Raw genomic sequence first — 25681 nt, forward strand, 5'->3', positions numbered from 1 at the left:
TATGCCGCTTCAATCGCACGAAGCAAAATAGGATTCAAGGAAACCGAGCGCATCCGGCAGATGCTCGCTCCAGTAATCCCATGTATGTTCTCCGGAATACTCTTCATACTTATGGCTGTAGCCGATGCTTTCCAGATGCTCGCGATAAGCGGCGTTCATTCCGTGCAGTTCGTCGCCGGTGCCGCAATTGAAATACAGAGCGGGACGCCCTTCTTCCTTCAGCCTGCGGCTTGCGAGCGCTTGAAGATCGTATTCCCCGGCATACGGGCCATGAAGCGGGCCGATCATCCGGCTTATATCCGAACGCGCGTACCGGGCGGCAATCGCCGCCGTGGATGTCAATGCCCCGGACAAACTGGCCGCCGCTCCGAACAGCTGTGGATGCCTCAGCGCCAGCGAGAACGCGCCGAACCCTCCCATGGATAAGCCGCAGACGGCCCGACCGCCCGGCTCTTTTCTGGTTCTGAACTGCTTATCGATATCCTCGACCAGATCATAAATGAAATAATCCTCAAACCGCCCGCTGCCATCGTACCAGTTCATATAAAAGGTTCCCGTTCCGTAACCTCCGTCGCTCGGCATCACGACAATGCAGCGGCGAAGCGAACCGGCCGCCATCATCCGATCCAGCGTCTGCTCGGCATTTCCTTTCAGCAGCCAATGCGCCTCGCTGCCGAACATGCCGTGAAGCAAATAGATGACCGGGTAATCGCGCTCTTCCCGCTCATAGCCGTCCGGCAAATAGACGAAGCATAATTTACGGGCATACAACGCTCCGGAGAAAAACGGATGCGGCCGCACAGTCATGGTTCTTCCTCCCTAGATGTCGGCGCGAACCGGTTAGTCGAGAACCGCCGTCATATGTTCTTCCGTAATGGCCCAGTGGGACGTATTCCAAATCGTCTCTTTATTTTTAATATACAAAATTTGCGGGGAAGCGTGCTTCACGCCGGTATCTTCCGCAATCTGATTCGATACCGGACGCGATTCGATAACTTTGACCAATACGTAGTCGACGTCATTGTTCGGCTTATTTTGCAGGTAAGCCTCGTATTCTTTCAGCGCGTTGAAGCTGACCGGACAAGCCGTACTATGCTTAAGCACAACGATAGGCTTGTTCGCGGTTCCATCCAGTTGTTGATTCCATTCTTCCAACGTCGTAATTTCTTTCCATTGTGTCATGATAAAACCTCCAATATCGTATTAGAATGACGGCCGTCCCTAGTCAAAGTAGAACAAGGACGCCTCAACGCTCGAGCCCAGCTCGAGGATGCCGTAGGAATACCGCGGCTGACGCCGTTTGTCGGTCGGTGAACCGGGATTAAATAATAAAATGCCGTTATGCAGCCCTTGGTAGGGAATGTGGGAATGGCCGAATACGATCACATCGACGCTCATATCGCGGAATGCGTCGATGGCTTTGTCCAGGGTAGACTTGCGCCCTCCGTCCCCATGCACCAAGCCGATGCGAAAGCCGGATACGTTCAACACTTTATGGCGTCCGAACCGTTCGATAATGTCCATTCCGTCATTATTGCCGGCGACACCGTCCGTAGGAGCGATCTGTTCAAACAAGCCGACAACTCTCTCATCGATCCAATCTCCGGCGTGAACAATCAAATCAACGCCCTGCAAGCCTTCAACCAGAGCCTGCGGAAGCTGCTTGGCCCGCCCAAACATATGCGTATCGGAAACGACCCCAACGCGCAAATGTACCCCTCCTTTCGAATGCCGCTCATTTCTTCATTCTACCATAACTTTCATAAAAGAAAAAAGCACCTGTTAAGGTGCTTTCAAACGCATATCCGCCTCAATCGGTTTTGCCGAACCAGTCGATCGTTTGCGAGCCTAGAAGCTTGCGCATGCCTTGAAACTCGTAGTAGACGGAAAGCTTATATTTTTTAAGGGACTGGATTTTCCCGAGCAAATCGGAATCCTTGACGGTCATTTTATAGCTGTGTTCGCCCAGTTCTAGCTTCAGATCGTCGTCGTCCGCCGCCGTTTCCAGATAAAACTTTTGCTCGTAAGTCATGTTGCCGGCTTCGTCCTGGAATTGGATGATTACTTTGCTGCCGTCGTTATTCGTCTCCAGGAAGCTGTCCTTCTCCAGATCGTACAGGAAATTGACGCGCAGCTGGGAGCTGTCCAGCCAGGTGCTGATTTGGCTTAGCGATATGGTGTAGGGAGCGAACGACAATTGTTTCAGCGTCTCCTGCCCCTGCTGCCGTTCCCTTGGAAGCTCCATTTCGACGGCGTTAATATAAGCGTCCGGCTTGTCATCCGGCAAGCTGATGTGCTGATCGGTCACCGACTCCCCGACGACCAGCTTCAGACCGCTCGTATCCACGCTTACCGGCAGTTTCGTGGAAAAGGAGACGAGCGCCGTGCCCTGCGGGTTCAATTTCTGCTTCACTTCCCGCACCTTAGCCGGATACAACGAATCGTCCGGCGTTTTGACGAACGCCGACAGCTTCGGGATTGCGCCGGAGCGCTTCTCCCGGTTCGTCACCTCGAGCTGCGCTTCCAGCAGCTTACTTTTCCCGTCGGTAAATGTATTTATCGCGCGCGGCGCATACTGGGTGCTGCGCCCGGCCGCAGTGATCGATTGCGGCTGCCCGAACGGAACCTCCGGCAGCTTGACTGCCGATGGAGGCAGCAGAAATTGCGCGATGTCCTCCGTCCCGTTATCGCTTTCCTTCTCTTGAAGGACGAGCTTGATCGCCGAAAACGGGTATGTATACGGAATTTTGCCTACCAGCTGAACATGGACCGAAGCCGCCGGCGGAAGGCCCACAGCCTGATCCGTCTTGACTGCCTTAGCTTCTACCTTGACGCCGCCATCCAGCTCGTAATAAGCCTTCAATTCCGGGAAAGGCAGCGCTGAGGCCTGTCTATGCGAGATGCTTAGATCGGCGCTGAGCACGTCCTGGTCGTCCCACGGCATTCTGTCGAGCTTCTCCAGCTTCATTTCGTAGACTCCGTCTTTGTTGGTATACTCGATCGAATCGCCCAGCGATTGGGGGGCCTGCTGTTCGGCCGTCACCTTCAAAGTCGTCACCGGCACATCCAGTTTCAAATCGTTTGACACCGTGACCGGCTGGGTCATGACGACATCCCAGCCGCCGTCCGCGGCAGCTGCCGGAAGCTGAGCCGCCTTCAGCTGCAAATCCAGCGGCACCTCCGGCTGCAGCTGCTGCTTGTCTCCGTTTACCGCGATGTCCAGCGGATACATTGCTCCGTTCGACGCGCGAAGAGAGTACTGATAACCCGGCAGCTTCAAGGTCGCCTGTCCCTTGTTCGTCAGCCTTAGCGTGAGCTTGGGCGAGATAAAGCTGTCGTTCGTCAGCGCAGACCATGCGGTGACTTCCAAGGCAACGGGCATCCCGCCCATGGAAACCGTCTTGCTTGCCGACTCTGGAGCGAAGACGCCGGCGGCCTCCGCCTCCTCCGGAAATCGGATGTCGCCCACCTTCTTTTCCAGCTCGGCGCTCGAATAATCCCATCGGATAATGCTAAACGACAGATCGCTCAAGACCGTCGCATCATTCACTGGGGCATAGAAGGAAAAGTCCATTTGCTGCCCGGCGGGAATTTCCTTCTTCAGCTTATCCTGCGGCAGCAAATCCGCGGTAAATTCGGCGCCGGAGCGGCTGTACACCTTCACCCAATAATCGAGAAACGACAACGAGCCGTTCCCGCCGTTCGTCACCGTTAACGTAAAATACAGCATGTTTCCGTTATCCCCAGGCATGACGGCGGCGTTCTTCAGCTCGATGCCGCTGTACGGCGAAAGCGCGACGGACGACAGTCTCGCCGCAGCGTCCAGCTCATCGCGCTGATAACCGAAGCTTTCGGCCATAGCCTTGCTATCCGGCAAGCCCCAAACCGAGCTCGAAGCGAGCAGGACGAGCAGCGCCATTTTATTGATCGCAGACCTTCTCATGCTTTCACTCCCTTCTCCTCGGGAGGCAGCAGCACAATGCGTCCGTCTTCCACCTGAACCCGGACCTTATTGGACGACTGTATGCCGATCGTTTGCAGCATATCGCCCGGTATTTGCAGCCGTCCTGACTTATCCAGTACGGCGTACTCCACATGGGAATCCTCTTCGTCCACTTGCACGCCCCGCTCCAGCTCCGCCAGCTCGTCGGCATACGATTTCTTGCGGATAATCTCCGAAGAGGTTTTGCCGTCGCGGATCGCTACGACGCGGTCCACCTTCTTCGCCAGCAGCGGATCATGCGTAACGATAACGACCGTAAGCCCCATCCGCCGGTTCAAGTCGCGGAACAAATCGAGAATCTGGTTCGCCATCTTCGTATCTACGGAACCGGTCGGTTCGTCCGCAAGCAGCATCTTCGGATTGTTCGCGAGTGCAATCGCGATCGCTACGCGCTGCTGTTCGCCGCCGGACAGCTGATTCAGCCTGTTCTTGATACGATGGCTGAGGCCGACCGCCTCCAGCAGCTCCAGCGCCCGCTCCCGCTTCCGTCTGCCCTGCAGCAATATCGGCAGTTCCACGTTCTCCAGCGCCGTAAGATAAGGAATCAAGTTCCTCGCATTGTTCTGCCAGACGAAACCGACGGTTTCCCGCTTGTATTTGACGAGATCCTTCTCGGTGAATTTGAGCAAATCTTTGCCGTCCACCTGAAGTTGGCCCGCCGAAGGGCGATCCAGCCCCCCCAGCATATTCAGCAGCGTCGATTTGCCGCTGCCGCTGTTGCCGATGATCGCCATCAGCTCGCCGGGCTCCACATGAAGATCCAACCCTTGCAGAGCTACGACTTCCAGGTCGGCGACCTTATATATTTTGACAAGGTTATCGCAATGTATCATGTTCTAATCCTCCCCGAGCTTCACAGCTTGATGAATTTTAATCCGCGACAGCATGGTGCCGAGAATGAACAGTCCCATCAGCAGCATCACGCTCACGATGATGTACAGCTGCAGCTGGTCGCGGGGGTCGAACGTCACCTGAAACGGCGGCACTTGACTTGACGATTGCAGCGAGAGCTGGAACATCGGCACGAATAACCGGCTCGTCAGACTGCCCGAGAGCAGCCCGATCGCGATAGCGGCCCCCGATGTCAGCAGCTGCTCGCCGATCAGCATAAAGATCAGCTGCCTGAACGATATGCCCATAGCCCGCAAAATGCCAAGCTGCAGCACCCGGCTCATGAGCGACAAAATCCAATACAGCAAAAAGCCGCAAAAGCTGATAACGATCGAAATAATAAACCCTAGCGTCATCACGCCGTTGATAGCCAGCAGAAACGGATCATTCTTGGATTTGATCAGCTCCTGTTTGGCGTCGGTCAGCTTGGTGACCGGGATTTTCTTCTCTTCCAGCGCGTCGTACAGCTGCTGGCTGGAAGCGTCCGGTTTCAGCTTCAGCCAGACGTCATACGGCTCGAGAGCCATATTATTCTGGATATAGGACAAATGGCCGACGATAAGCATCGGAGCCAGCACTTTCTTCGCTTTAGCGCCTGCCGCCGAGCCGCTTGAGCTTGCCGACTTATCCGCATACTTCGGATTCGGATTCCAGGACGGCCAATAATCGACGATGCCGTATATATTGAACATCGTGCTCTCTACCCCGTTCCACCCCGCGTACAGATGGTCGCCTACCTTCACATTGAACTGATCCGCTAATGTCCGGGAAATAAGCACCGCTTGCGGATTAGAAGCGAGCAGGTTCAAGTAGTCGTTAAAATAATGATCCAGCAGTCCGTCCCGCAGCCAGGCCGTATTTCCGAAATCGTCGGTATCGATCCCCATCATGGTGGCGGTTCCCTTCTCCTTGCCGACCGTAAATTGGGCCTCCGGCTTCGTAAACACTTTGGCCGCATGCTCGACACCCGGCAGCTGGGTCAGCGGCAGAAACGGCGGCTCGGAATACTGAATCTTTTTCTTCGGTTCCGGGATGACCGGGGTCGCCCCGGCGTCTTGATCATCCGCGTCATCCGATTCCTCCATATCCATTCCAGGCGGGGGCGCGTCATCCTCCCATTTGATCTGCATCGCGATATCGGCCCCGTTGCCGTACATGATTTTCTCTCCGGCATTTTTATTAATCGTTCTCGCTGCGCTTGCGCTGAACAGGCCCGTAGCCAGCGTAACGCTCAGAAACACCATGATCGCCTGGTACTGCGTCGTCGACCGGCCTACCTGAAGCAGCGTCGAATATAGCGACGGTGGCCACAAACGGCGTCCGGCGCCGTAAATCCCGCGGATCATCCATGGATAAATGCGCAGCATGGCGAAGCTGGCTCCGAGGATGAATAGCGCCGGCACAAGAAACAGCAGCGGGTCCATCTGCAGATCGCTCGCCTCCAGGCCCAGCGATTGCATATCGGCCATTCTGCGCTCGAACGACTTCAGCCCGTAGAGCGCGATTCCGATCAGAATGAGGTCCAAAAAGTACTTGTGCCAAAACGAGGACTTGGATTGGCGGGCCATCTGCTGCTTATGACCGACGATGCTCGTTCTTGTGGCGAACAGCACGGGAAGCAGCGTCATCGCGAGCGAGCAAAACACCGCAATCATTCCGTATTGATACGCTTCGCGATTCAGACGCACGTCCAGGGCCGCCCGCTGCACGAATTCGAGAAATCCGTTGGAGGCCCCGAGCATTCGGGTCAGGTAAAGTCCGCACATCGGTCCGACGATGAGGGCGATACCGCCGAGCAGCAGCCCCTCGACCACATAGCCCATAATAATCTGCAGCCTGCTCGCGCCGCGGCTGCGCAGGACGGCGATTTCGGTCTTCTGACGCTCCGTAATCAGATTCGATACCATGAACAAATAGTACGCGAGCATAATCATGACCGGCACGTTCAGCGACCAGAGCATCGTGCGAAGCTTCTCTTCTTTGACATAATAACCGTTTAACGTTTGCAAAGCCGGAGCCTTCATCGAATAGTTCGGGAACTTGGAGCTCAGGAAATCTTCCGTTCGCTGGTAAGTCTGAATGAATCTCGGTATGGAATCCAGCTTCATCTGGCTGTAATCGACGGTCGTATACCAAATGCTGGAGCGAAGCATCAGTTGCTGCTCCTCGCTCACATATTTCTCAAACCATGGGAACGCGACGAGCAGGCTCGAATTATAGCTCGACAACGCATTGTACCAATACACATCGTCATACGATTTGCGGTCGATCACTCCGACGATTTTGAAACGGAACTTCTGCGGAGCCGCTTCGTCCTCAATCTCAAACTCCTGCCCTACGACCATTTTCAGATTCGTCAGCGCCTGATCGACAACTGCGACCTCGACAACGCCGTTCACCGGCTCCGCCGCCGGAAACTTGCCGTCGATCAGCCTGACGTGATCCTCCAGATCGCTCAGCGCGGTGATGTCGGCGAGCCGCTTGACCGTGCCGTCGATTTTACCGGCGTCCGCAGGCACCAGATTGTATTTGTCCGTCGCCCGTTCGATGACGTACGAGTTGATCGGAAGCTGAAAGCGCGGCTGCGCCGTATGAACCATATAATCGTCCGCATCGCGAATCGCTTGCTTCGCATCGGCAGGTTTAAGCTCCCCCGTAATGTAGGTGGACGTCCAGAAGATGCCAGGATACTGCAAAGTGTTTTCTTGCAGAAGCTCAAGGTCCTTCACCAGCAGCCGCTGCAAAATGGCGTTCGTATAAATGGGCATGCTGCTGACCAGTCCGACCGAGATGATCAGGCCCAGCAGCAGGCTGAATTCAAGCCATTTGTTTTTGATCATTTTGCGCATGATCATCACAAGAATTGCCAAGACCCGTCACCTCAATTGTTTAAAATCACCTTTTGCCCTTCCTTAAGCCCCTTGCGGATTTCCACCTCGGTGGCCGACACGATGCCTTTCTCCACGTCCACTTCTTTGCGGCTCTCTCCTTCCAACACCTGAACATAATCCCGCCCCAAATAGGAACGAAGTCCGACCTTCGGAATGACGAGGACGTTCTCCCTTTGCTCGGTCACGATGGAAATATCGGCATTCGTGCCGATCGTCACCTCGTCGGGAAGGCGATCGGGGACAATGACGATGGACTTGGCGTTTTTATCGGCGATCGCCTTCACATCGGATTGTGGAGCGGTAGCCGGAATCTGGACGACTTTCCCCTGAAGACTTGTCGATTTAATCTTTAATTCGGCCGTCATGCCTACCTGAATGCCGGTCAGATCGTTCGTATTGGCGGTTTCGTATACCAGCTTGATCGACTTGGGATCGGAGACGCTTACGATCGTTTTGTAAGCGGTTACCGCATCGCCCTGCTTAATCGAATCGATGTAAGTGACAATGCCGTCCACGTCGGAAATGAGCTTTGTTTTGGCCAATTGCTGGCGGAGCATATCAAGCTGTATTTCCTCCTTCTGGACGTCGAGGACTTTGGAACGAATGGCCAGAGCGTCTCCGCGCTTCTCATCCTTCGTCTGCTCCAGAGCGATCTTGGCTTTCTCCACGACCAGCTCCTGCTGACGGATTTTCCCCTCAATCTCTCCTTTGTCGAGCTCCGCCACTACATCGCCCTTCGCCACTTCCGAGCCGAGCATTACGTTGATTGCGGTCAATCTGCCTCCCGATTCGGGGTAGGACAAATACTGCAGCCTGTCGGAAGCGAAGGTGCCTACGCCGCTAATCTGCTTCGTAATGGTCCCTTTCTTCACTTCGTAAAGCTCGAAGTTTTCCTTGACGGGCTTGACCAACGGCGGTTGCAGCGCCTGTTCTTCTTTGGGCAGCAGGCTGCAGCCCGGCAGCGCCAATACCGATGCGGCCAGCGCCGCCATAATGAACGGCTTATGCCGGTGATTAGCCTTCTTCCACAATGTGCCCATCCTCCAATGCGTATACTTGATCGACGATTTCCATAATCGCCGGATCATGCGTCGTTAAGACGATCGTCATGCCTTCCTGCTGGACGAGATCCTTAAACACCTTCATGACCTGCAGCCCCATCCGGCTGTCCAGCTCCGCGGTAGGCTCGTCGGCCAGCAGCAGCTTCGGGCGATGAGCGATCGCCCGGGCAATGGCGACGCGCTGCTGCTCTCCCCCCGACATCTCATAAGGGCGATGCTTCATTCTCGCCTTCAGCCCGACAAAATCGAGCGCCTGCTCCGAATACTCCCGATACTTCGACGAAGGGACGCCGGCGATGCGCAAGCCGAATTCGACGTTCTCATAAGCCGACATATACGGCACCAGGGCGAAGGACTGAAAGATGAGGCCAAGCTGCGTGCGGCGCAGCTCGTTGCGCTTTTTGTCCGACATGACGGTGACGTCCTGTCCCATGAAATAGATCGCCCCTTCGGTCGGCCGGTCGAGCGCCCCGAGCATGTTCAGCAGCGTCGTTTTCCCGGAGCCGGATCGTCCTCTCAAAGCGACAAGCCGCCCCGCGGAAATGCTAAGATTGGCGCCGCGAAGCGCATGAACGGCCCCGCTTCCCTTACCGAAAGTCCGGGTTACGCCGAGCGCCTGGATAATCGGCTCCGCAGCGGATTGTTTCAATAACGGATAATTCATATCGATGGATTGCACCCCTTTTTTATGTAAGCGTTCTCTATAATAAATGTAACTTTTTCCATCGCATAAAAATAGACACCAATTTGTTAGGAATTGGTGTCTATTTGTTCTGTTCCTCGTATTCTTTCGGCGTGCATCCGACAATTCTTTTGAACGTCTTGGCGAACGCTTTGGCGTCGATGAAGCCGACGGCTTCCGCGACTTCATACACTTTCCGCTCGCCTGCGGTCAAAAGACGCTTGGCTTCGTCAATCCGGATGGCCGTAAGCGTCTCCGTCAGCGATTCGCCGGTTTCCTTGCCGTACAAATCGCTCAAATAGCTGCGGCTGAGCCTGACATGCTCGGCAATGTCGGATGTGCTGATTTGCAGATGATAATGACGCTCCATATAATGTATCGCCTTGCGGACGAACGGATTGCGCGAGACCGGCAGCGGCTTCGCTTGCAGCTGCCTAGCTAAAACGCGACAAGCCTCCGTCAGCCATGCCGCCAGGGAATCCATCCGCAGATGCGACTGCACGGAGACGGCCGTAACATACTGCCGCTCGAACGGCTCCAAATCCGCGGCCGTCTGCTGCCTAGCGAATGCGGCCGCCTGGCCGAGCAGCTCGTACACGAACGCGTACGCCGCATCGACGGCAGGCTGCAACTGCAGCAGGCGCTCCCCGATTTGCCGGGACCAATAGTTCATCGCTTCTTCGTTCATCCCGGCAACGGCCCGCAGCAAATTTTGCTTCTCTTCCTGCGGAAGCAGCCCTTCCGCCGCTTGCTTCGCGAAGCCGTCGGCCGCTTCCCGATCCGTCCCGTCCGCCGCCTCGTATCCATAGAAATAGCCGTGGCGCTTGCTCTCGTGCATCGCGATAACGTCTCTCAGCTGCTCGGCGCAGCGAATGCCCGCAACCTCGGTTATCAAGTACGACTCCGGCATGAGCCCGGCCTCTCCGCCGAGAAAGTCCGCGAGCCCGCCGCCGTTCCCCGGCTTGTCATAGAAAAGCAGCAGCCGCTGTTCGCTCAGCGACACATAAGCGAGCGCATCAGGCCAGTGCCAACCGAGTACCGGCAGAGCTGCGCCGGGCGCGAAATAAATCATGAAGCTGGCCATTTCGGCGCCCGCCCCGAACCATTCGTTCGCCAGTTCTTCGTCAGGCTCCCCGCTGATCCACGTTTTTTGCAGCCTAAGGCCCCATTGGGCCTGCTTGGACTGCTGCAGCTCGCGATGCAGCCGCTCGCGCTGCGCTTTATCCGTCCGTTGGCTCTGCAGAGCTTCTCTGGCCTCGCCCAAAATAACCGCCAGCTGCTCCGGCTCCATCGTCGGCTTCAATATATAATCATGGGCCCCCCGCTTCATCGCTTCCTTTACATAGGCGAAATCGTCCAGGCAGCTGAGCACGACGATAGCGACATCCGCCCCCTCTTCCTTCAGCCGCTTGACCAGCTCCAAGCCGTCCATTCGGGGCATTAGAATATCGGTAACGATCAGATCGACGCGGCCGCTGCGCACAAACTCCCACGCATCCAGGCCATCGGCCGCTTCGCCCGCCCATTGCAGGCCGTGCTCCTCCCAGCGGATCATCGTTTTGAGCACTTTGCGCACGATCGGCTCATCATCGACAATCAGTACGTTCATCATGGGCTTATCCTACCTCGCTTTGATGCACCGGCAGCGTCAAACGTATCGTCGTTCCCTGCCGCGCCTTGCTTATAATGCTCATGTTATAGCCGTCTCCGTAATACAGACGGATTTTTTCCCGAATATGCTTCAGTCCGATACCGCTCATCCGCTCCCTCATCGCGGCCGCGTCGCTATCATGCCGCAGCGGCTCGCTCTCCATACCTATTCCGTTATCTTCTACTTGGCACAGCAGAAGCTCACGCTGCACGTCTAGCCAGATGCGGATAACGATAAGTCCCCCTTTTCGCCCCGGCTCGATTCCGTGAATAATCGCATTCTCAACTAAAGGCTGCAAAATCATGCGGGGAACGAGGCAGCCGTTAGTCAGCGAATCGACTTCGCATTCCAGCCGCACTTGATCGCCGTAGCGAAACGATTGAATTTCCATATAATCGCGAATCAGCCCGATTTCTTCGCGGATCGTGATGAAATCTCCCTTTTTCCCCAAGCTCGCCTGCAGCAGCCTTACCAGCGAGGTAACGACCTCGGCGATTTGCGGCGTATGATGCATCTTCGCCACCCATTTGATCGTATTGAGCGTATTATACAAAAAGTGAGGGTTCAGCTGATATTGCAGCGCTTCCATCTCCGCTTCTTTTTTCAACGATTCCTCTCTCTTTACCTGCTTGATCAGCTCTTCCAGCCTGTTGAGCATCTGGTTGTAGCTCTCTCCGAGCTCGCTCCATTCGCGGCTGCTTTTACGTACCCAATACGCTTTGAAATCGCCGAGCTCCGCCCGATTCATCAATGCGCGCAGGTGCAGCATCGGGGTCGTAAAAAAATGACGAAACAAGTAAGCGCTTAAACCTATTACAAACAGCAGCAGCAGGATCGCCAGTGCGAGCGTCTGCCGAAAAGCTTGTCCGTGAGCATGCTCCAAGCTCTGCGGAGCTTCGATTCGCGACGTCCATACCGTCCCGGGCAGTTCCACCTTAAGCTGGGACCATACGGCATCGCCCTTCCACTGGGTCTGTCCGTCCTGCGCCGTCGCCCATTCCGGCTCTCGGACATCCCCGTTATAGGCCGAGGAGAACCTGCTGTACATCGTCGCGCCGTCTTGATCCAGCAGTTGGTTGCGCAGCAGCGGCCACTTGCCGTAGATGTCTTTCATCAGCGAATCCATATCGATCATCATGTGCACCGAACCTCTGACCACATTCGTTTTGCGGTCCGCTACAGGCGCCGCATAGATCATTTCCGCCGGACCCGACACATCGTCCTCCGCCTGTCTGCGCACGATAACTCTATCCTGCTTCTGAAGCGCGCCCGGCTGAACGTCAAGCAGCGCGCCGGCCGCATCGGAGTTCGTGCAAATGATATAGCGTTTATCGTTCACCGCGACGCATAAATCCGATATATACGGCATCTGCGAGATTTGCTGTTTGATAAGCATGTCGGTATAGTCTCTGAGCGTCCTCTCCTCCGCCGAATCGCGGGTTAGCGAATCGTCGGCCAGCCGCTGCACATAAGGATCGCCGCCAATGCTGCGGGCTATGCCGTCCAGCTCGGCAAACGTTTGCTTCAGTCTTTGCAGCGTCTGTTCGTGCAGACGCGCGACCTGTCCCGACATTTCGAGGCGCTCCTTCTCCGCCAATTGGCGGGAATAGAACGTAACGGTGGCAAGCACGGACAACGTGCATACGAGCAACACATAAATTAGCAGACGAAACATGCGCGTCTAATCTCCCGAAACCTCTCAAATTTGGAAAAAAACCCATGAGCCTTAAAGCTCACGGGTTTCATTTCGTTACGGCGTTCCTGCCATTTGAATCGCTTGAGCCGCAAGCTCGTCTTTATAGCTCGACATGCAGTTGCACAAGAAATCCTTGCGGCAAATCGGGCAAGGCTCTTTGAGCAGACGATTGACATGCGTCAAAACCGGCTCGCCGGATGCTGCTTCCTTCTCGAATATAAGTCGGCACGAAGTGCGGTCCTTCAAGTTCACCACAATTTCAAACAAACCATTTTTCTGGTTGTGGCTGACAATTTTGGCATCGACGACTTGTGGTTGATATGCCATTGATCTCAGCACCTCTCTTATGTATTTATCTTTGAATAATAGCTTGTTTTACTTATCCCCGTCAAGTAGATTGCCGATTCCCCCGAGAATGCTGCCTTCTTCCTTACGGCCGCCCGCGCGGGTAGCCGAAAGCACGCGGTCTGCCAGACGGCTGAACGGCAGCGATTGAATCCATACCCGTCCCGGCCCTCGCAGCGTGGCGAAGAATAAGCCTTCCCCGCCGAAAATAGCGGTCTTGATTCCTTTGACGAACTCGATATCATAATCGATATCCTGCGTCATGGCGACCAGGCAGCCCGTATCCACGCGGATCAGCTCTCCCGGAGCCAGCACCTTCTCGCAGATCGCCCCGCCGGCGTGAACGAACGCCAGTCCGTCTCCCTCGATCTTTTGCATGATGAAGCCTTCTCCGCCGAAGAAGCCGGTACCCAGCTTACGCTGCAGAGCGATTCCTACCGATACGCCTTTGGCGGCGCAAAGAAAGGCATCCTTCTGGCAGATCAGCCTGCCGCCGAGCTGCGACAAATCCATAGGCAGAATATGCCCCGGATACGGCGAAGCGAAGGACACTCTCTCCTTCCCGCGGCCATGGTTCGTAAACAGCGTCATGAACAAGCTTTCGCCGGTCAACAGCCGTTTGCCCGCGCCGAACAGCTTGCCGACAAACCCCTTGTCATCGTCGCTGCCGTCTCCGAAAATCGTCTGCATATGGATGGAGCCGTCCATCATCATTAAGCTGCCCGCCTCGGCTACGACGCTTTCCCCCGGATCGAGCTCTATTTCCACATATTGCATTTCCGAACCGACAATTTGATAATCGATTTCATGAGCGTTCATTTGGCAATCCCTCCCGCTTCATACTATATCATACCTCGGCTTGGCAAGTCTTGCCTTGAGCAGCCTGGCTCAGACGGTCTTGGGACCGCGCTCCTCCTTGCGCTTTTTCCGCGCTTGGTACCGCTCCTCGGCGCTCGCGAACAGCTTAAGCTCCTCTTCGCTTTCGGGGATGACGGCGGGAACGGGAGTCGGCTTGCCCTCGTCATCCAGCGCCACGAACGTCAGAAACGAGGTCGCCGTCGTCTTCCGCTCTCCCGTAAACAAGTTTTCGGACTGCACCTTGACGTAAACTTCCATCGAGCTGCGGTGCGTCCAGGAAACGAACGCTTCCAGCATGATGGCCTCCCCGACTCTTACCGGAGCGAGAAAATCGAGGCTGTCGCTGGATGCCGTAACGACGCCTCGCCGCGAGTGGCGCATGCTGGCAATCGTCGCGATTTTATCGATATACCGCATGACGACGCCTCCGAACATCGTCCCGTGATAGTTCGTATCGGAAGGAAATATAATATCGGTCATCGTCGAGCGTGACAAGCTTGCCGGTTTGGCTTCGTCAGTCATGATCCCGGACACCTCCTGTTGTTTTGACAAACAGCCTGCTCACGAAAAATAATTCGTTTAGTAGCTCAGCTTCAATAGAGCGGCGGCTTCGGCCGCCGTTTGACGAGCCTGCTGCACGTCGTCCGCCGTGCTTAACGCAACCGCCATTCTGCGGCCTACCTTGGTCTCCGGCTTGCCGAAGACGCGCACCTGCGTATTGGGCAGCGCCAGCGCCTGCCCGATGCCCTCGACGCGGAATTGCTGCCGTTCTTCCCCGGCCTTCAGCGTGTGGGACGCTCCCGGTGTCAGCAGACGGATCGTCGGAATCGGAAAGCCGAGAATCGCTCTGACATGAAGGGCGAATTCGGACAAATCTTGCGTCACCATCGTCACCATGCCCGTATCGTGGGGCCGCGGCGACACTTCGCTGAAATACACCTCGTCTTTGCCCAAAAACAGCTCGACGCCGTAAATCCCCGTTCCGCCCAGCGCTTCGGTAATCGTCCCCGCAATCTGCTGCGCCCGCGCAATCTGCCGCTCGCTCATCGGGTGAGGCTGCCAGGACTCGATATAATCGCCGTCCTTCTGCACATGGCCGATCGGCGCGCAGTACGTCGTTCCCGAAGCCGAGCGCACCGTAAGCAGCGTAATCTCCGATTCGAAATGAATAAACTGCTCGACGATGACCCTCGTCTTCTTGGCGCGGCCTCCCTCCATCGCATAGTTCCACGACGCCTCTACGTCGTCCGGCGTGCGGCAGACGCTCTGGCCCTTGCCCGAGGAGCTCATAATCGGCTTAATGACGCACGGCGTGCCTATTTTGGCGACCGCCGCCTCCAACTCCTCCAGGCTGTCGGCGAATTCATACTTCGCCGTCGGCAGCTGCAGCGTTTCCGCAGCCAACCGGCGGATGCCTTCGCGGTCCATGGTCAACCGCGCCGCCGTCGCCGTCGGAACGACGCGGAAGCCTTCTTGTTCAAGCTCTACCAGCACGTCCGTAGCGATCGCCTCGATCTCCGGAACGATCAGATCCGGGCGTTCCTGCAAGATCACCCGGCGCAGCTGCTCGCCGTCGAGCATATTGATCACATACGAGCGATGCGCCACCTGCATCGCCGGAGCGTTCTCGTAACGATCGACGGCAATCGTCTCGACTCCGAGCCGCTGGGCTTCAATGACGACTTCCTTGCCGAGCTCCCCGGAGCCGAGCAGCAGCATTTTCTTGGCCTGTCCTGATAATGGTGAACCGTACATGATTATCCTTCCTCCCGAAGCGAGAATACTTGCATCTGTAACCATTCATTTTCTTATGTATGACTGCGCCGCCCGCAAGACCGGCGAATAAGCCGTGCGATTAGCGGAGCAGCAGTCTGCGCAGTATAGGGGCAAGCTGCCCGGCAAGCTCGGAAACGTCGGGTACGAGCACGCTGTGCCTTCCGTAAATATTTCTCATCGTTTCGCGTTCCGTGTCTTTAATAAACCCGCTGCCAATGAATACGCTGATGACCTCCACGCCCCGTCTTCTTGCCTGAAGAACGGCCTCGCACGTATCTACGATGCCTTCCTCATGATAATCGGAGGCCGACGGCTCTCCGTCTGAGAATACGAGCAGCACCTTCTGCTTCTCCGGTCGAGGCAGCAGCCTCTCCGACGCAATCCGGATCGCATAGCCGTCCCGGTTATCCTGCTCCGCCTGAAGCTGAAGCAGCTTGGCGCCGGCCGACGGGTCTGTCAGGCTGCCCGCGAAATCGGTAACGATCCGAAATACGTTCGGAGCGGCTTCCTCCGTCACCTCGTCCGCATCCTCCCAAAAGCCGATCACTTCATGCGGAATGCAAAGCTGAGTCAACGATTCGTGGAACAGCGCAATGCCGAGATGCGCCCGTTCCATTTTATCATACATGGAAGCGGAGCAGTCGACCAACAAGGAAAAAACGGCGTCGATCTCCGCGGCAGGCTGGCTGCGCTTGTAAAACAGCCGCGGCAGCGGCTCCCACGCGCTGCGCACCAGCTTGCGGCCGAGCCGCCCCGACAGCCGTTCTCCCCGCGGGGCGCTGCGTTTCTGCTCCATCGTCATTCGAATCGTCTTCTTCAGCTTGCTTGCGATCGGCTCCACCTGCCGCTTCATCTCCGCATAGTCCAGCAGCGCCCGCGAATCGGGCGCTTCCGCCTGCCTGTACACCGGCCTCGCCTTGCGGTTCAGCCGGCCGTACGGCTCAGCACCTCCGGCCGGACCGCCCTCAATGCGGTCCAGCGGCTCTAGCGACGGCAGCTCCGGCTCGTTCCGGTTCGCCGCCCGGGACGCTCCTTGCGCAATGCCGAGCGCCTGATCGTCGCTGTCCGCTTCGCGAACGTGGTCGCTTAACAGGTCGGTGCCGGAGCCCTGCTCGATATCGAAGCGGAGCAGCGTCTGCTCCTGCTTCTTCGTCTCGCGATGCCAGTTCGGCAGCTTCTCGCCCTTCTGCTGCGGCTCCTCCCGTTTCTCCAGCGGCAGCGTCTCGCCGCTCTTCAGCTTCTTCTTGCGCTTCAGCTCGCCGATATAGTCCCAGGACAGCGGCTGCACGGTCCCGTTATGGCGAAGCAGCGAGTAATAGCCGACCCGGCAATCGCTCTCCATGGAGCCAAGCTCCATCCACCGCTCCACGACGCTTTGGCACAGCTGCGCCGCCTCGACCGTGCTTCTTAGCGACGAGACGGCCCGCAGCCAGCGATTCAGCGGCTCCAGCAGCTGCGGGGAGCCTTGAGCCGTAAGCAGCAGCGATTCCGCCGCTTGTCCGTGCAGCAAGGCGGCTGCGGCGCACAGCAGAGCGTCGCTCAGCTCCTTGCGGCCGAAATGCCCGTCGCTCTTGGCCGCATAATGCTTGGCGAGAATCTGGCTGCGCAGCTTGAAACCGGAGGCGGTCCCCGGCCTGAGTCGGATGCAGATAGCCGTTAACCGGATTTCCTCGCACAAGGCCAGCAACTGCCGCGCCAGACGGGACAGCAGGTGGCCTTCGGACCAGTCCAGGTAGCCGGCCACGGCCCGCGAATCCGTAAACCACGCGCTGCCTGCGGCCCTTAAATACACATCCGTCTTCATTCCGGCCAGCTTCGTCTCCTCCGGATAATAGCTCCAAAACTGGCTGACCGCAATCATCTTTTCCCGATCGTCATAGAAGGAATGATAGGAAAACTCCAGCCGCAGCTCCTCCAGCCCGGACAGCGCCTTGGCCAAATCCAGCAGCTGCATGTGCAGAAACGCGTCTACCTCATTTTCAACAAAACGCATAAGCTCTCCTTATTACCCGCCGGTTATCGCATTTCATCCGAAATACGTTTCCGCGAGGTTGTTCACCAATGCCTGCTCCCGCTCGTCGTCCAGTTTATCGGCGATCGCTCTGCGGACGGCCCGCAGCGGCGCCATGTAGGCGGCCAAATCGCACGCATCCAGCAGCGCCCGTACGGATGCCGCTTCATCGGACAGCTGCCCGGAACGGATCTGCTCCTGCAGCTCCGCGGCCAGACGTACGAAGCGCCGCAGCTGAGCGTCCGCTGTCAAATGCGAACGTTCCTTCAGCAGCTGCAGCAGTTTGTCGCCCTGCAGATATGGGACGTCGACGACGACAAAGCGGTTTTTCAGCGCTTCATTCATCGGCACCGTTCCCACATATCCGATATTGACCGCGGCAATGACGCGAAATCCTTCCTTGGCGCGGATCACTTCGCCCGTGAACGGGTTGGTTATCGTTCTCCGATGATCGAGCACGCCGTTAATAAGCGGCAGCGTCTCCGGCTTGGCCATATTCACCTCGTCGATATACAGCCAATGCCCCCGGGTCATCGCCTTGACGATCGGCCCGTCCACAAACTTCACTTGAGACTGCCCCTGCAGAACCTCCAGCGTTTTGAAGCCGATCAATCCCTCCGCATCGAGATCGACCGAGCAGTTGACCGAATGCAGCGGATAGCCGAACAAGTAGGACAACGTTTCCGCCAGCCGCGTTTTCCCCGAGCCCGTCGGGCCTTTGAGCAGCACGTTTTTCCCGAGTGCCAGCGCTACGATCGCATCCTCCAGCACGTGGTCATCGGGCGATTGGTAGGCGTCCTCGCCGATTAAAGCGAGCGACTCCGCATCCAGCGAATGGCGGAGAAACTCCCTCTTCTCCAGTATTTGTTTCAGCAGAGGCGCGGGAAGCTTCGAATCCGACCATCGGTCTGTAACTATCATGTTATCTAATCCTCTCGTTTAAAGCGTCTTTTACCTATCGTTGTTATACTGCAACAACCGATATTTTTCAACCGTTTATGTCAAATTGAGCGGCAAAAAAGCTTGACTCGTCACTCCGCCGTCAGCTTCGCGGACAAACGTTCAATTTGTTAACGCTGTATTTTCCATTTTTTCAGCGCGGATACATGCCAAATCATTCGTTAAGCTGTATAATAACATCAATGAATCCATCCGCTAGCTCGGATCGGATAAATCCGAATGGGAAATGCTGATCTTAGGCTTTTCTTAAAAGGGCTTACTTTTATCAAGTAACTTATGTTAAACTATAATCATGAAGGAGATGATATCCATGGCCGATCACGATTATCAGCTTTGTCCCAAATTCGAAGCTGCATTCGAGCTGCTCGGGAAACGCTGGACAGGCTTGATTATCCAGTCGCTGCTGAGCGGTCCTCGACGCTTTAAAGATATTTCGGAAATGATTCCGGGAATGAGCGACAGAATGCTGGCCGAGCGATTCAAAGAGCTGGAAGCCTCCGGCATTATATACCGTCACGTCTACCCCGAAACTCCCGTACGGATCGAATACGAGCTGACGGATAAAGGGAAGGCCTTGCAGCCCGTCATGGCGGAAGTTCATTTATGGGGCGAACAGTGGTTGAAATAAGACGTACAAAAAGACGATCCGTCACCGGTCGCCTAGTTTCATTCCATTTCTCCGCCAAAGTCAGTCCGCTGCAAAAGCGTCTGCGCGGCGGTATATCATCGGCTGCTGATTCGGGCACTGTACTGCTCGCCTGTCGGCAGCTGATTTTTATGTGGTTTCGCGGTATTGTTTACTTTTCTTCTGCTCCACTTGTTTACGCATGATCATCACGATCAATTGATCTAATTCCTTGCTCTTCTCCACGACATCAGGACTTGTCAATTCATAGCCGTTCACAGAAATCAATTGTTCCAAAGCCCTATTGCACAAGCGGATTTTACGCTCTAATTGAGCCGAGACCAGCATGGAATCAACCTCCCTGTGTTCATCAATTTGACACGACTCTTCGACAAATACAAGCTTGTCCTTCATTGTTTTTTCAGTTACAGTAAATATACTGTATATACTGATTATCTATATTATGATGGAATAGTTTTAAAAAAGTTGCAGACTTTGGATGCTTTTTGGCTAAAATTCTTCATACTTTCCTAACAATGTCACCTTTGAAATAAATATTTTTTTGGAGGAGGAATTCATGTCAACCATTTTATTGATTGAAGACGATCAAAGCATTGCCGATATGATTTCCATCTACTTATCGGAAGAGAATTATAAAGTCCGCTTCGCTCCCGACGGCAAACAGGGCAAGCAGCTGTTCGAAACGGTTCATCCCGATGTGATTATCCTGGATGTCATGCTGCCCGATATGAACGGAATCGAGCTATGCCGCGAATTCCGGACGCTGTCCTCCGTTCCGATTATGATGATATCGGCCAAAAGCGAAGTGTCCGAGCGAGTCAAAGCGCTTGTCATCGGCGCCGACGATTATTTATGCAAGCCCTTCAGCATGAGAGAGCTGGCCGCGCGTACGGGAGCCCTTCTGCGCAGATCGACCATGAATAAAGCCTCCTCGGAACCGGTGCGCGCCGAAGCCCGAACCATACGGGTCGATACCGAGAAACGCTGCGTATACGGCCGTAACGGCATTGTGGAGACGACTTATTCGGAGTTCGAGATGATGAAGCATTTTTGGCTGCATCCGGGCAAAGTGTTTTCCAGGGAGGAGCTGCTCAATAAAATTCGCGGTATCGACTCATTCGTAACCGAGCGCTCGGTCGATGTACATATAACCAATTTGCGTAAAAAAATCGAGGAGGATCCGAAAGATCCCAAGCATATTAAGACGGTGTGGGGCGTAGGCTATAAATTCGAGCCCTAAAAGGGTGGCGAAAAAGTCCGCTGGGGCGTCCATTCGATCCTCCAATCGTTGTTGAAATCGGATTCTTTGGTCTCGGCAAAGAACAAATCCCCCAAAAGTGACGTGATGCTCTGAAGCTTATTCCGATTACTTTCGGGGGAGCCCCCGGATATCCACAGGAAATGGCTGCGCATCATTTCCTAAACAAAAATAAAACTCCTGACCGGCCAAGCGGCGCCGTCAGGAGTTTTTTTGCCGTTACCGGCGCGTATTCGTATCGCTTGGGAATACACGCTGGATCATCGTATTGAATTCGTTCATATAGACGGATGCATCGACGCCTTTACCGCTTTCCGCTTCGTAAAAACGAATACGCTGCACAAAATTCGGATTAGCCGAAGCATACACTCTCTGCACTGAAGGCTGCAATGCCATGATCTGCCCGGTTATCCGGCTGGCCGTCGAATGGCTGAGTCCGCCGGTCTCGGTCCAGTTAATCCGGTTCGCCCCCTTATCGGTTCCGAATAAACCCACTCCGCCTTTCGGGCTGAAGCTGTGTGCTTTCATGTCTTGATGCGCTTCTTTATCGACGTCATGGCCGTCCATCACCAAAGCGACGTAAGCGTTGTTCTCGGTAAACAGAACCGTAGCCTTATCGATGCCCGGCATTTGCTCCAGGCGGGACGAGATCTCCGGAGCGAAACGAAATGTTTTCGTTAGGTGAGGATTGGTCATATCCAGCTGCCTAAGAGCTCCCGGGTTGTCCGGCTGCGGACCGGAGTTCTGCTGCTTCTCCCACTTCGGTTTGACTCCCAGAGTCTCATTCTCGTTATTCAGGCTGCTCCGATCGTACAACGCATGATGATCCTTGGATTCCAAACCCCCGCCCAGCTGTTTGTTGCGGTTCTCGTTACAGCCTGCGACGGCAAACAACAGCCCTGCCGCCAGGCCGATCCGCCCTATCGTAATAAGCATATGTATCCTGCGCATGGTCACCCTCCTCTGTTACTCGTCGGTTACATGATTAGGATGAGTTATGCGCGGGAAAATATGCAGCAGTACGTTAAAGAACGAAAAAAGGAGCCGCTTATCGAATCATAAGCGCTCCCTTATCATTAACCGTTATCGTCCCGGCCAAGCGTCCGGTCGAGTTCCTCCAGCAGCTTGCGGACCGCTTCCTCCGAACGTTCCGGAGCTTGCTTGAACCGGAGAAGCTGCTCCTGAAGGCTGGCTCCGATTTCCTCGTTTTCGTTCTCCTGCTCCGTATAGGAAGGGTCGAACCATACGTAATCCCCGTCGGGACCGTTGCGCAAAAACGCCTTCTTCCAGTGCTCCGGATAATCGAAAGACTGCTCGCCGAAAACCAGTCCCAATACATCGTCGCTGTCGATCGGCATCAGATGGTGAAAGCTTTCTTCCCCGCTGCTTTCGGGCCCTATCGCCGCAATTTGTTTATGAATATAAGCATAGTGGAGATAATGCTCTCCCGTCAATTTATCCTTGGCGACTTCATACAGCTCGAGCGAATCCTCCTTAAGCTGCTTGATCGTCTCCAGACGCTCCTGAAGCCACTCGGATGGGACTCGTCTCATTTCAACGAATGACATAACCATAGTCTTCTCACTCCTATTGTCTGCCTAATGCTAATGCCTTCGTTATCGCTTGACGGCACCGGGCCAGCTTTAAAGACCTAGTTCCAATCCAACTTGACCACTTCTCCGCTTCGGGAGGATTCGTAGATCGCTTCGAGCACCATGCTGTTGGTTAATCCGGACAGACCGGACGTGAGCGGCTCTTTGCCGTCGCGAATGCATTCCAGGAAATGCCGGCTTAACCGGACGCGCGAGTTTTCGTCGCCTTCTTTTCCCGGTTGCAGCTCGACATCGGCCGTACGATCGAACAACTCCGTATGCAGCTTGCCTTTGCCGCCGCGCAGCGATGCTCCGCCTTCGGTCCCCATCACGTAGATGTACGGTTGGTTGTCCAGCATGTCGGTGTGGGCCGCCCAGCTCACATCCAGCGAAAGGGTGCTTCCGTTATCCATCTTGATCAGCGCCGTCGCCAAATCTTCGACGTCGTAGCTGCCGTTCCAATCCGGCGTTCCCCAGGTGCCGATGCCGCGGCGCTTCGGTCCGAACTCGGCGTAAGTCGTGCCGAATACCGATACCGGCTTCGGATTGCCCATAAAGTGCAGGGACAGATCCAGCATATGAACGCCGATATCGATCAGCGGGCCGCCGCCCGATTTGGACATTTGTGTAAACCACGTCCCCCAGCCCGGGATGCCTTTGCGGCGAAGCCAGCCTGTTTTCACATTATAAATATGACCCAACGCGCCCTTGTCAATTTGCTCTTTCAGCTGCATATGAATCGGTTCCCACCGCATTTGATGAGCCATCATCAATGTTTTGTTCGATTTCTTATGCGCTTGGACAATTTCTTTGGCCGAAGCGGCATTGATCGCCATCGGCTTCTCCAGAAGCACGTGCTTTCCGGCGTTAAGCGCCTGTATGGCAATGGCGGCATGCATCTCGTTAGGAACGGCGATAATTACCGCGTCTACATTCGCATCCTGAAGCAGCTGCTTATAGTTCGCATAAACATGGGGGATTCCATGCTCCTTCGCTCTCGACTCCGCCAGCGGCAGGAATGCGTCGGCAATGGCGATAACCGCCGCTTCCGGCAGCTTCTTCAGCTCGTTCAAGTGAACGTTCCCGATGTTGCCGGCCCCGATCAGGCCGATCTGTATTTTGTTATTGGCATCCATGGCCATTCCATCCTCCCATCAATAAAACGCTATTCGTAAACCGATCTTAAATATACCACATGGCCGTAATTTTTTGCTATGCCGAAAAAACGGCTTGAAGCGCAGAAAAGCGCATTCAACGCCGTTTTAGCATTCACAGAATCCCCATATCCTTCGCCTTCTGCGCGGCTTCCTTGCTGCTTTTGCCGCCCAGCTTGCGCAAAATATTGCCGACATGGACCTTAATCGTACGGATCGATACGACGAATTTATCGGCTATTTGCGTCTGGGTATGCCCCTTCTCTATCAAATCCAGCACCTGGATTTCCGTCGGCGTCAGCAAATTTTTCAGTTCTTTGACGCGGACTTCATGCTCCAGCCGCTTAAGCCGTTTGAACTCCTCGCGCATTTGCGCGGCTACGCTCGGATGAATCGAGCTCCGGTTCGCATAGGCGTTGCGGATCGCCTGAGGAATTTCGGTGAAATTGGACTTCACCATATAGTCGACCGCCCCGACCTTGAAAGCTTCGAAGATCAGCTCCTTCTCCTCCATCGACGTCAGCATGATCACTCGGGCTCCGGTGCATTGGACGATTTCGGCCGCTGCCCAAATCCCGTCCGGGCTATCCGACATCATAATGTCCATCAGCACGACGTCCGCCTCCACCTGCTCAAGCAGCTCTACGGCCTCCTGACCGGAAGAAGCGGTGCCGACGATGCCGATATCGCCTTCTTTGCTCAAGTAGCCGGTCAATCCGCGAAGCCAGTCCTGATCGTCCTCCACGATGACGACACGTATGACGCTCATCTTCCGCGGCCCCCCTTCTTTTTGGGAAAGTTAATGAATACCGATGTCCCTGCCCCCTGCTTGCTGTCTATCGTCATGCTTCCTTTGTGCTTTTGAACGACAGAATAACAGTACGACAAGCCGAGACCGAAATTAAGCTTTTTCCCCGATTTGGTCGTATAAAAAGGATCGAAAACTCGCTTCAGCTGTTTTTTGTCCATCCCTGCGCCCGTATCCTTGATTTCGACCGTGATGTCCCGTTTCGATTCCGTCAGCCTTACGGTAAGCCGACCGCCCTGCGGCATCGCCTCCACCGCATTGGTCATCACGTTAGTGAATACTTCCGATAGCTGGGCGCGGTCCCCGCGAATGCTGCCGGTATAGCGCAGCTCCCTGACGGCTTCGACGGAACCGGGCGAGGGCGCCATAATCGCTTCCATACTTTGCTCCAGCAGCCGGTCCAGCCGCAGCTCCTCTTCATGCAAAATAACATCCTGCGTCTGACCTTGAATCCGGTAAATCATATCATAAATATGCTGGGAAGCGTTCATAATGACCTCGATATCCTGCGTCAGCTGCTCCTCATCCGCTTGCCCGGCCTCCGACTTGATCTTTTCGCTGAACAGCCGGATTTTGCCTACGTCGTTTTTGATCGCATGATTGAGGATGGCCGTTCCGGACGTAATCGCCCGCAGCGTGTAATCGAGCTTCTGGTTTTGAATTGAAATTTGCAATCCCATAAAACCGTAGCGAAAGCTGGAGAACAAGATGACCGTTAGCGTAAACCCGATCACCCAGGCATTATACCGCCACCATTCGTACAATCCGAAATACGTAGGAAGAACATATAAGGTAAATAAGGCAAAAAACAGCGTAGGCGCCGCAGCCAGCGTCGTCAGCATCCGGTGCTTGCGCAGAAACGAATTTCTCTCTTTCACCGTTGCGTGAATCAAAATAGCAATCCCTGCTAAAATATACGGCGTCGTCCACAGCGTAACGAACCGATATGGAATCGGATCATCGGCCGACGGCTCGAAGGCGAACGAAACCAGCACAGGGATGAGCAGCGCCCAAGGCACCCATCTTTTCCGCAGCGACCATGAGGAATAATGGGGATGATACACTACGGTGAACATAAGAAACGTATAGGGCAAGCCGTAATAGCAGACGAGCGAGCAGATTGTTTCCGCCTGCGTCATCATCCCGGCAACGGGCTCGGTCAGCCAGCCTTGATCATAGAAGAACGGCATGACGTCATCATGTATAACCGCCGAAAGCCCCCCCGACCCTCCAGTGAAAGCGATGCTGGCAATCCAGCGCGTCGTCTGCCGCTTCGGGTCCGTCACGATCAGCAGGAGACCGATGGTCCACAAACCGATAAGCACAAACAACATCGAAACCGACACTCCAGTCAACCTATATGCGAATCCCGCTTGCGGTCCGCATCTCCCGAAAACC

The 25681-nt window shown here is 55.2% G+C and carries 24 protein-coding genes; 2 read left to right on the forward strand and 22 right to left on the reverse strand.

Annotated elements, in window-relative coordinates; translation table 11 throughout:
* Positions 1-9: 9 nt before the first annotated feature.
* The 16 genes from N0M98_RS13035 to N0M98_RS13110 all read right to left on the reverse strand — a co-directional run bounded on the left by N0M98_RS13035 (position 10) and on the right by N0M98_RS13110 (position 18786).
* Entirely contained in the window at positions 10-807 is a 798-nt protein-coding gene (locus N0M98_RS13035) for an alpha/beta hydrolase (protein WP_249863812.1), read from the reverse strand.
* 33 nt (positions 808-840) lie between these two features.
* Positions 841-1182: a bacillithiol system redox-active protein YtxJ gene (ytxJ, locus tag N0M98_RS13040; RefSeq protein WP_249863813.1), complete on the reverse strand. Its 342-nt coding sequence runs from the start codon at positions 1180-1182 to the stop codon at positions 841-843.
* A 39-nt stretch (positions 1183-1221) separates the two neighbouring features.
* Entirely contained in the window at positions 1222-1710 is a 489-nt protein-coding gene (locus tag N0M98_RS13045; protein WP_249863814.1) for a metallophosphoesterase family protein, read from the reverse strand.
* Positions 1711-1810: 100 nt separating this feature from the next.
* Positions 1811-3943, reverse strand: a complete 2133-nt coding sequence (locus N0M98_RS13050) for a hypothetical protein (protein WP_259618130.1) — start codon at positions 3941-3943, stop codon at positions 1811-1813.
* Complete coding sequence (locus N0M98_RS13055; RefSeq protein ID WP_259618131.1) at positions 3940-4836, reverse strand: ABC transporter ATP-binding protein; 897 nt, start codon at positions 4834-4836, stop codon at positions 3940-3942. Before N0M98_RS13055 ends, N0M98_RS13050 begins: the two co-directional genes overlap by 4 nt.
* Positions 4837-4839: 3 nt before the next feature.
* The gene (locus tag N0M98_RS13060) at positions 4840-7764 is read right to left on the reverse strand and encodes an ABC transporter permease (RefSeq protein ID WP_259618132.1); all 2925 of its coding nucleotides are present in this window, start codon (positions 7762-7764) and stop codon (positions 4840-4842) included.
* 11 nt (positions 7765-7775) lie between these two features.
* Positions 7776-8816 (reverse strand): efflux RND transporter periplasmic adaptor subunit, encoded by a 1041-nt coding sequence (locus N0M98_RS13065; protein ID WP_259618133.1) that lies wholly within the window; start codon positions 8814-8816, stop codon positions 7776-7778.
* Positions 8800-9510, reverse strand: a complete 711-nt coding sequence (locus N0M98_RS13070; RefSeq protein WP_259618134.1) for an ABC transporter ATP-binding protein — start codon at positions 9508-9510, stop codon at positions 8800-8802. The genes N0M98_RS13065 and N0M98_RS13070 overlap by 17 nt, the downstream gene beginning before the upstream one ends.
* A gap of 100 nt (positions 9511-9610) precedes the next feature.
* Positions 9611-11140: a response regulator transcription factor gene (locus tag N0M98_RS13075; protein WP_259618135.1), complete on the reverse strand. Its 1530-nt coding sequence runs from the start codon at positions 11138-11140 to the stop codon at positions 9611-9613.
* Between the two features lie 4 nt (positions 11141-11144).
* On the reverse strand, positions 11145-12854 hold the full coding sequence (locus N0M98_RS13080) for a sensor histidine kinase (RefSeq protein WP_259618136.1): 1710 nt from the start codon (positions 12852-12854) through the stop codon (positions 11145-11147).
* Positions 12855-12929: 75 nt separating this feature from the next.
* Positions 12930-13202 carry a hypothetical protein gene (locus N0M98_RS13085; protein WP_249863822.1) on the reverse strand — a complete coding sequence of 91 codons (273 nt, stop codon included), beginning with the start codon at positions 13200-13202 and terminating at the stop codon, positions 12930-12932.
* 48 nt (positions 13203-13250) lie between these two features.
* On the reverse strand, positions 13251-14039 hold the full coding sequence (locus N0M98_RS13090) for a TIGR00266 family protein (protein WP_249863823.1): 789 nt from the start codon (positions 14037-14039) through the stop codon (positions 13251-13253).
* 69 nt (positions 14040-14108) lie between these two features.
* Entirely contained in the window at positions 14109-14600 is a 492-nt protein-coding gene (locus N0M98_RS13095; protein WP_249863824.1) for an acyl-CoA thioesterase, read from the reverse strand.
* A gap of 57 nt (positions 14601-14657) precedes the next feature.
* Positions 14658-15833, reverse strand: a complete 1176-nt coding sequence (gene purT / locus N0M98_RS13100; protein WP_259618137.1) for a formate-dependent phosphoribosylglycinamide formyltransferase — start codon at positions 15831-15833, stop codon at positions 14658-14660.
* A gap of 100 nt (positions 15834-15933) precedes the next feature.
* Positions 15934-17847 (reverse strand): nitric oxide reductase activation protein NorD, encoded by a 1914-nt coding sequence (locus N0M98_RS13105; RefSeq protein ID WP_249863826.1) that lies wholly within the window; start codon positions 17845-17847, stop codon positions 15934-15936.
* 33 nt (positions 17848-17880) lie between these two features.
* Positions 17881-18786 carry an ATP-binding protein gene (locus N0M98_RS13110; RefSeq protein ID WP_259618138.1) on the reverse strand — a complete coding sequence of 302 codons (906 nt, stop codon included), beginning with the start codon at positions 18784-18786 and terminating at the stop codon, positions 17881-17883.
* A 349-nt stretch (positions 18787-19135) separates the two neighbouring features.
* Here N0M98_RS13110 and N0M98_RS13115 point away from each other — a divergent pair, with 349 nt between their 5' ends.
* Complete coding sequence (locus tag N0M98_RS13115; RefSeq protein ID WP_249863828.1) at positions 19136-19453, forward strand: winged helix-turn-helix transcriptional regulator; 318 nt, start codon at positions 19136-19138, stop codon at positions 19451-19453.
* Between the two features lie 147 nt (positions 19454-19600).
* Here N0M98_RS13115 and N0M98_RS13120 read toward each other — a convergent pair whose 3' ends face one another.
* Positions 19601-19798 carry an aspartyl-phosphate phosphatase Spo0E family protein gene (locus tag N0M98_RS13120; RefSeq protein ID WP_259618139.1) on the reverse strand — a complete coding sequence of 66 codons (198 nt, stop codon included), beginning with the start codon at positions 19796-19798 and terminating at the stop codon, positions 19601-19603.
* Positions 19799-20027: 229 nt separating this feature from the next.
* On the opposite strand from N0M98_RS13120, the gene N0M98_RS13125 reads away from it, so the two are divergent.
* The gene (locus N0M98_RS13125) at positions 20028-20711 is read left to right on the forward strand and encodes a response regulator transcription factor (protein ID WP_249863830.1); all 684 of its coding nucleotides are present in this window, start codon (positions 20028-20030) and stop codon (positions 20709-20711) included.
* Positions 20712-20948: 237 nt separating this feature from the next.
* On the opposite strand, the gene N0M98_RS13130 is transcribed toward N0M98_RS13125, so the two are convergent.
* The 5 genes from N0M98_RS13130 to N0M98_RS13150 all read right to left on the reverse strand — a co-directional run bounded on the left by N0M98_RS13130 (position 20949) and on the right by N0M98_RS13150 (position 25617).
* Complete coding sequence (locus N0M98_RS13130; RefSeq protein ID WP_249863831.1) at positions 20949-21680, reverse strand: YhcN/YlaJ family sporulation lipoprotein; 732 nt, start codon at positions 21678-21680, stop codon at positions 20949-20951.
* Between the two features lie 125 nt (positions 21681-21805).
* Positions 21806-22303, reverse strand: a complete 498-nt coding sequence (locus tag N0M98_RS13135; protein WP_259618140.1) for a hypothetical protein — start codon at positions 22301-22303, stop codon at positions 21806-21808.
* Positions 22304-22380: 77 nt separating this feature from the next.
* The gene (locus N0M98_RS13140) at positions 22381-23457 is read right to left on the reverse strand and encodes a Gfo/Idh/MocA family protein (protein ID WP_249863833.1); all 1077 of its coding nucleotides are present in this window, start codon (positions 23455-23457) and stop codon (positions 22381-22383) included.
* A gap of 133 nt (positions 23458-23590) precedes the next feature.
* A complete protein-coding gene (locus N0M98_RS13145; protein ID WP_249863834.1) occupies positions 23591-24244 on the reverse strand; it encodes a response regulator transcription factor in 654 nt (217 codons plus the stop codon).
* Positions 24241-25617: a sensor histidine kinase gene (locus tag N0M98_RS13150; RefSeq protein ID WP_259618141.1), complete on the reverse strand. Its 1377-nt coding sequence runs from the start codon at positions 25615-25617 to the stop codon at positions 24241-24243. The genes N0M98_RS13145 and N0M98_RS13150 overlap by 4 nt, the downstream gene beginning before the upstream one ends.
* Positions 25618-25681 lie beyond the last annotated feature (64 nt).

It is taken from the genome of Paenibacillus doosanensis, assembly GCF_025060755.1.
Classification (GTDB): domain Bacteria; phylum Bacillota; class Bacilli; order Paenibacillales; family NBRC-103111; genus Paenibacillus_S; species Paenibacillus_S doosanensis.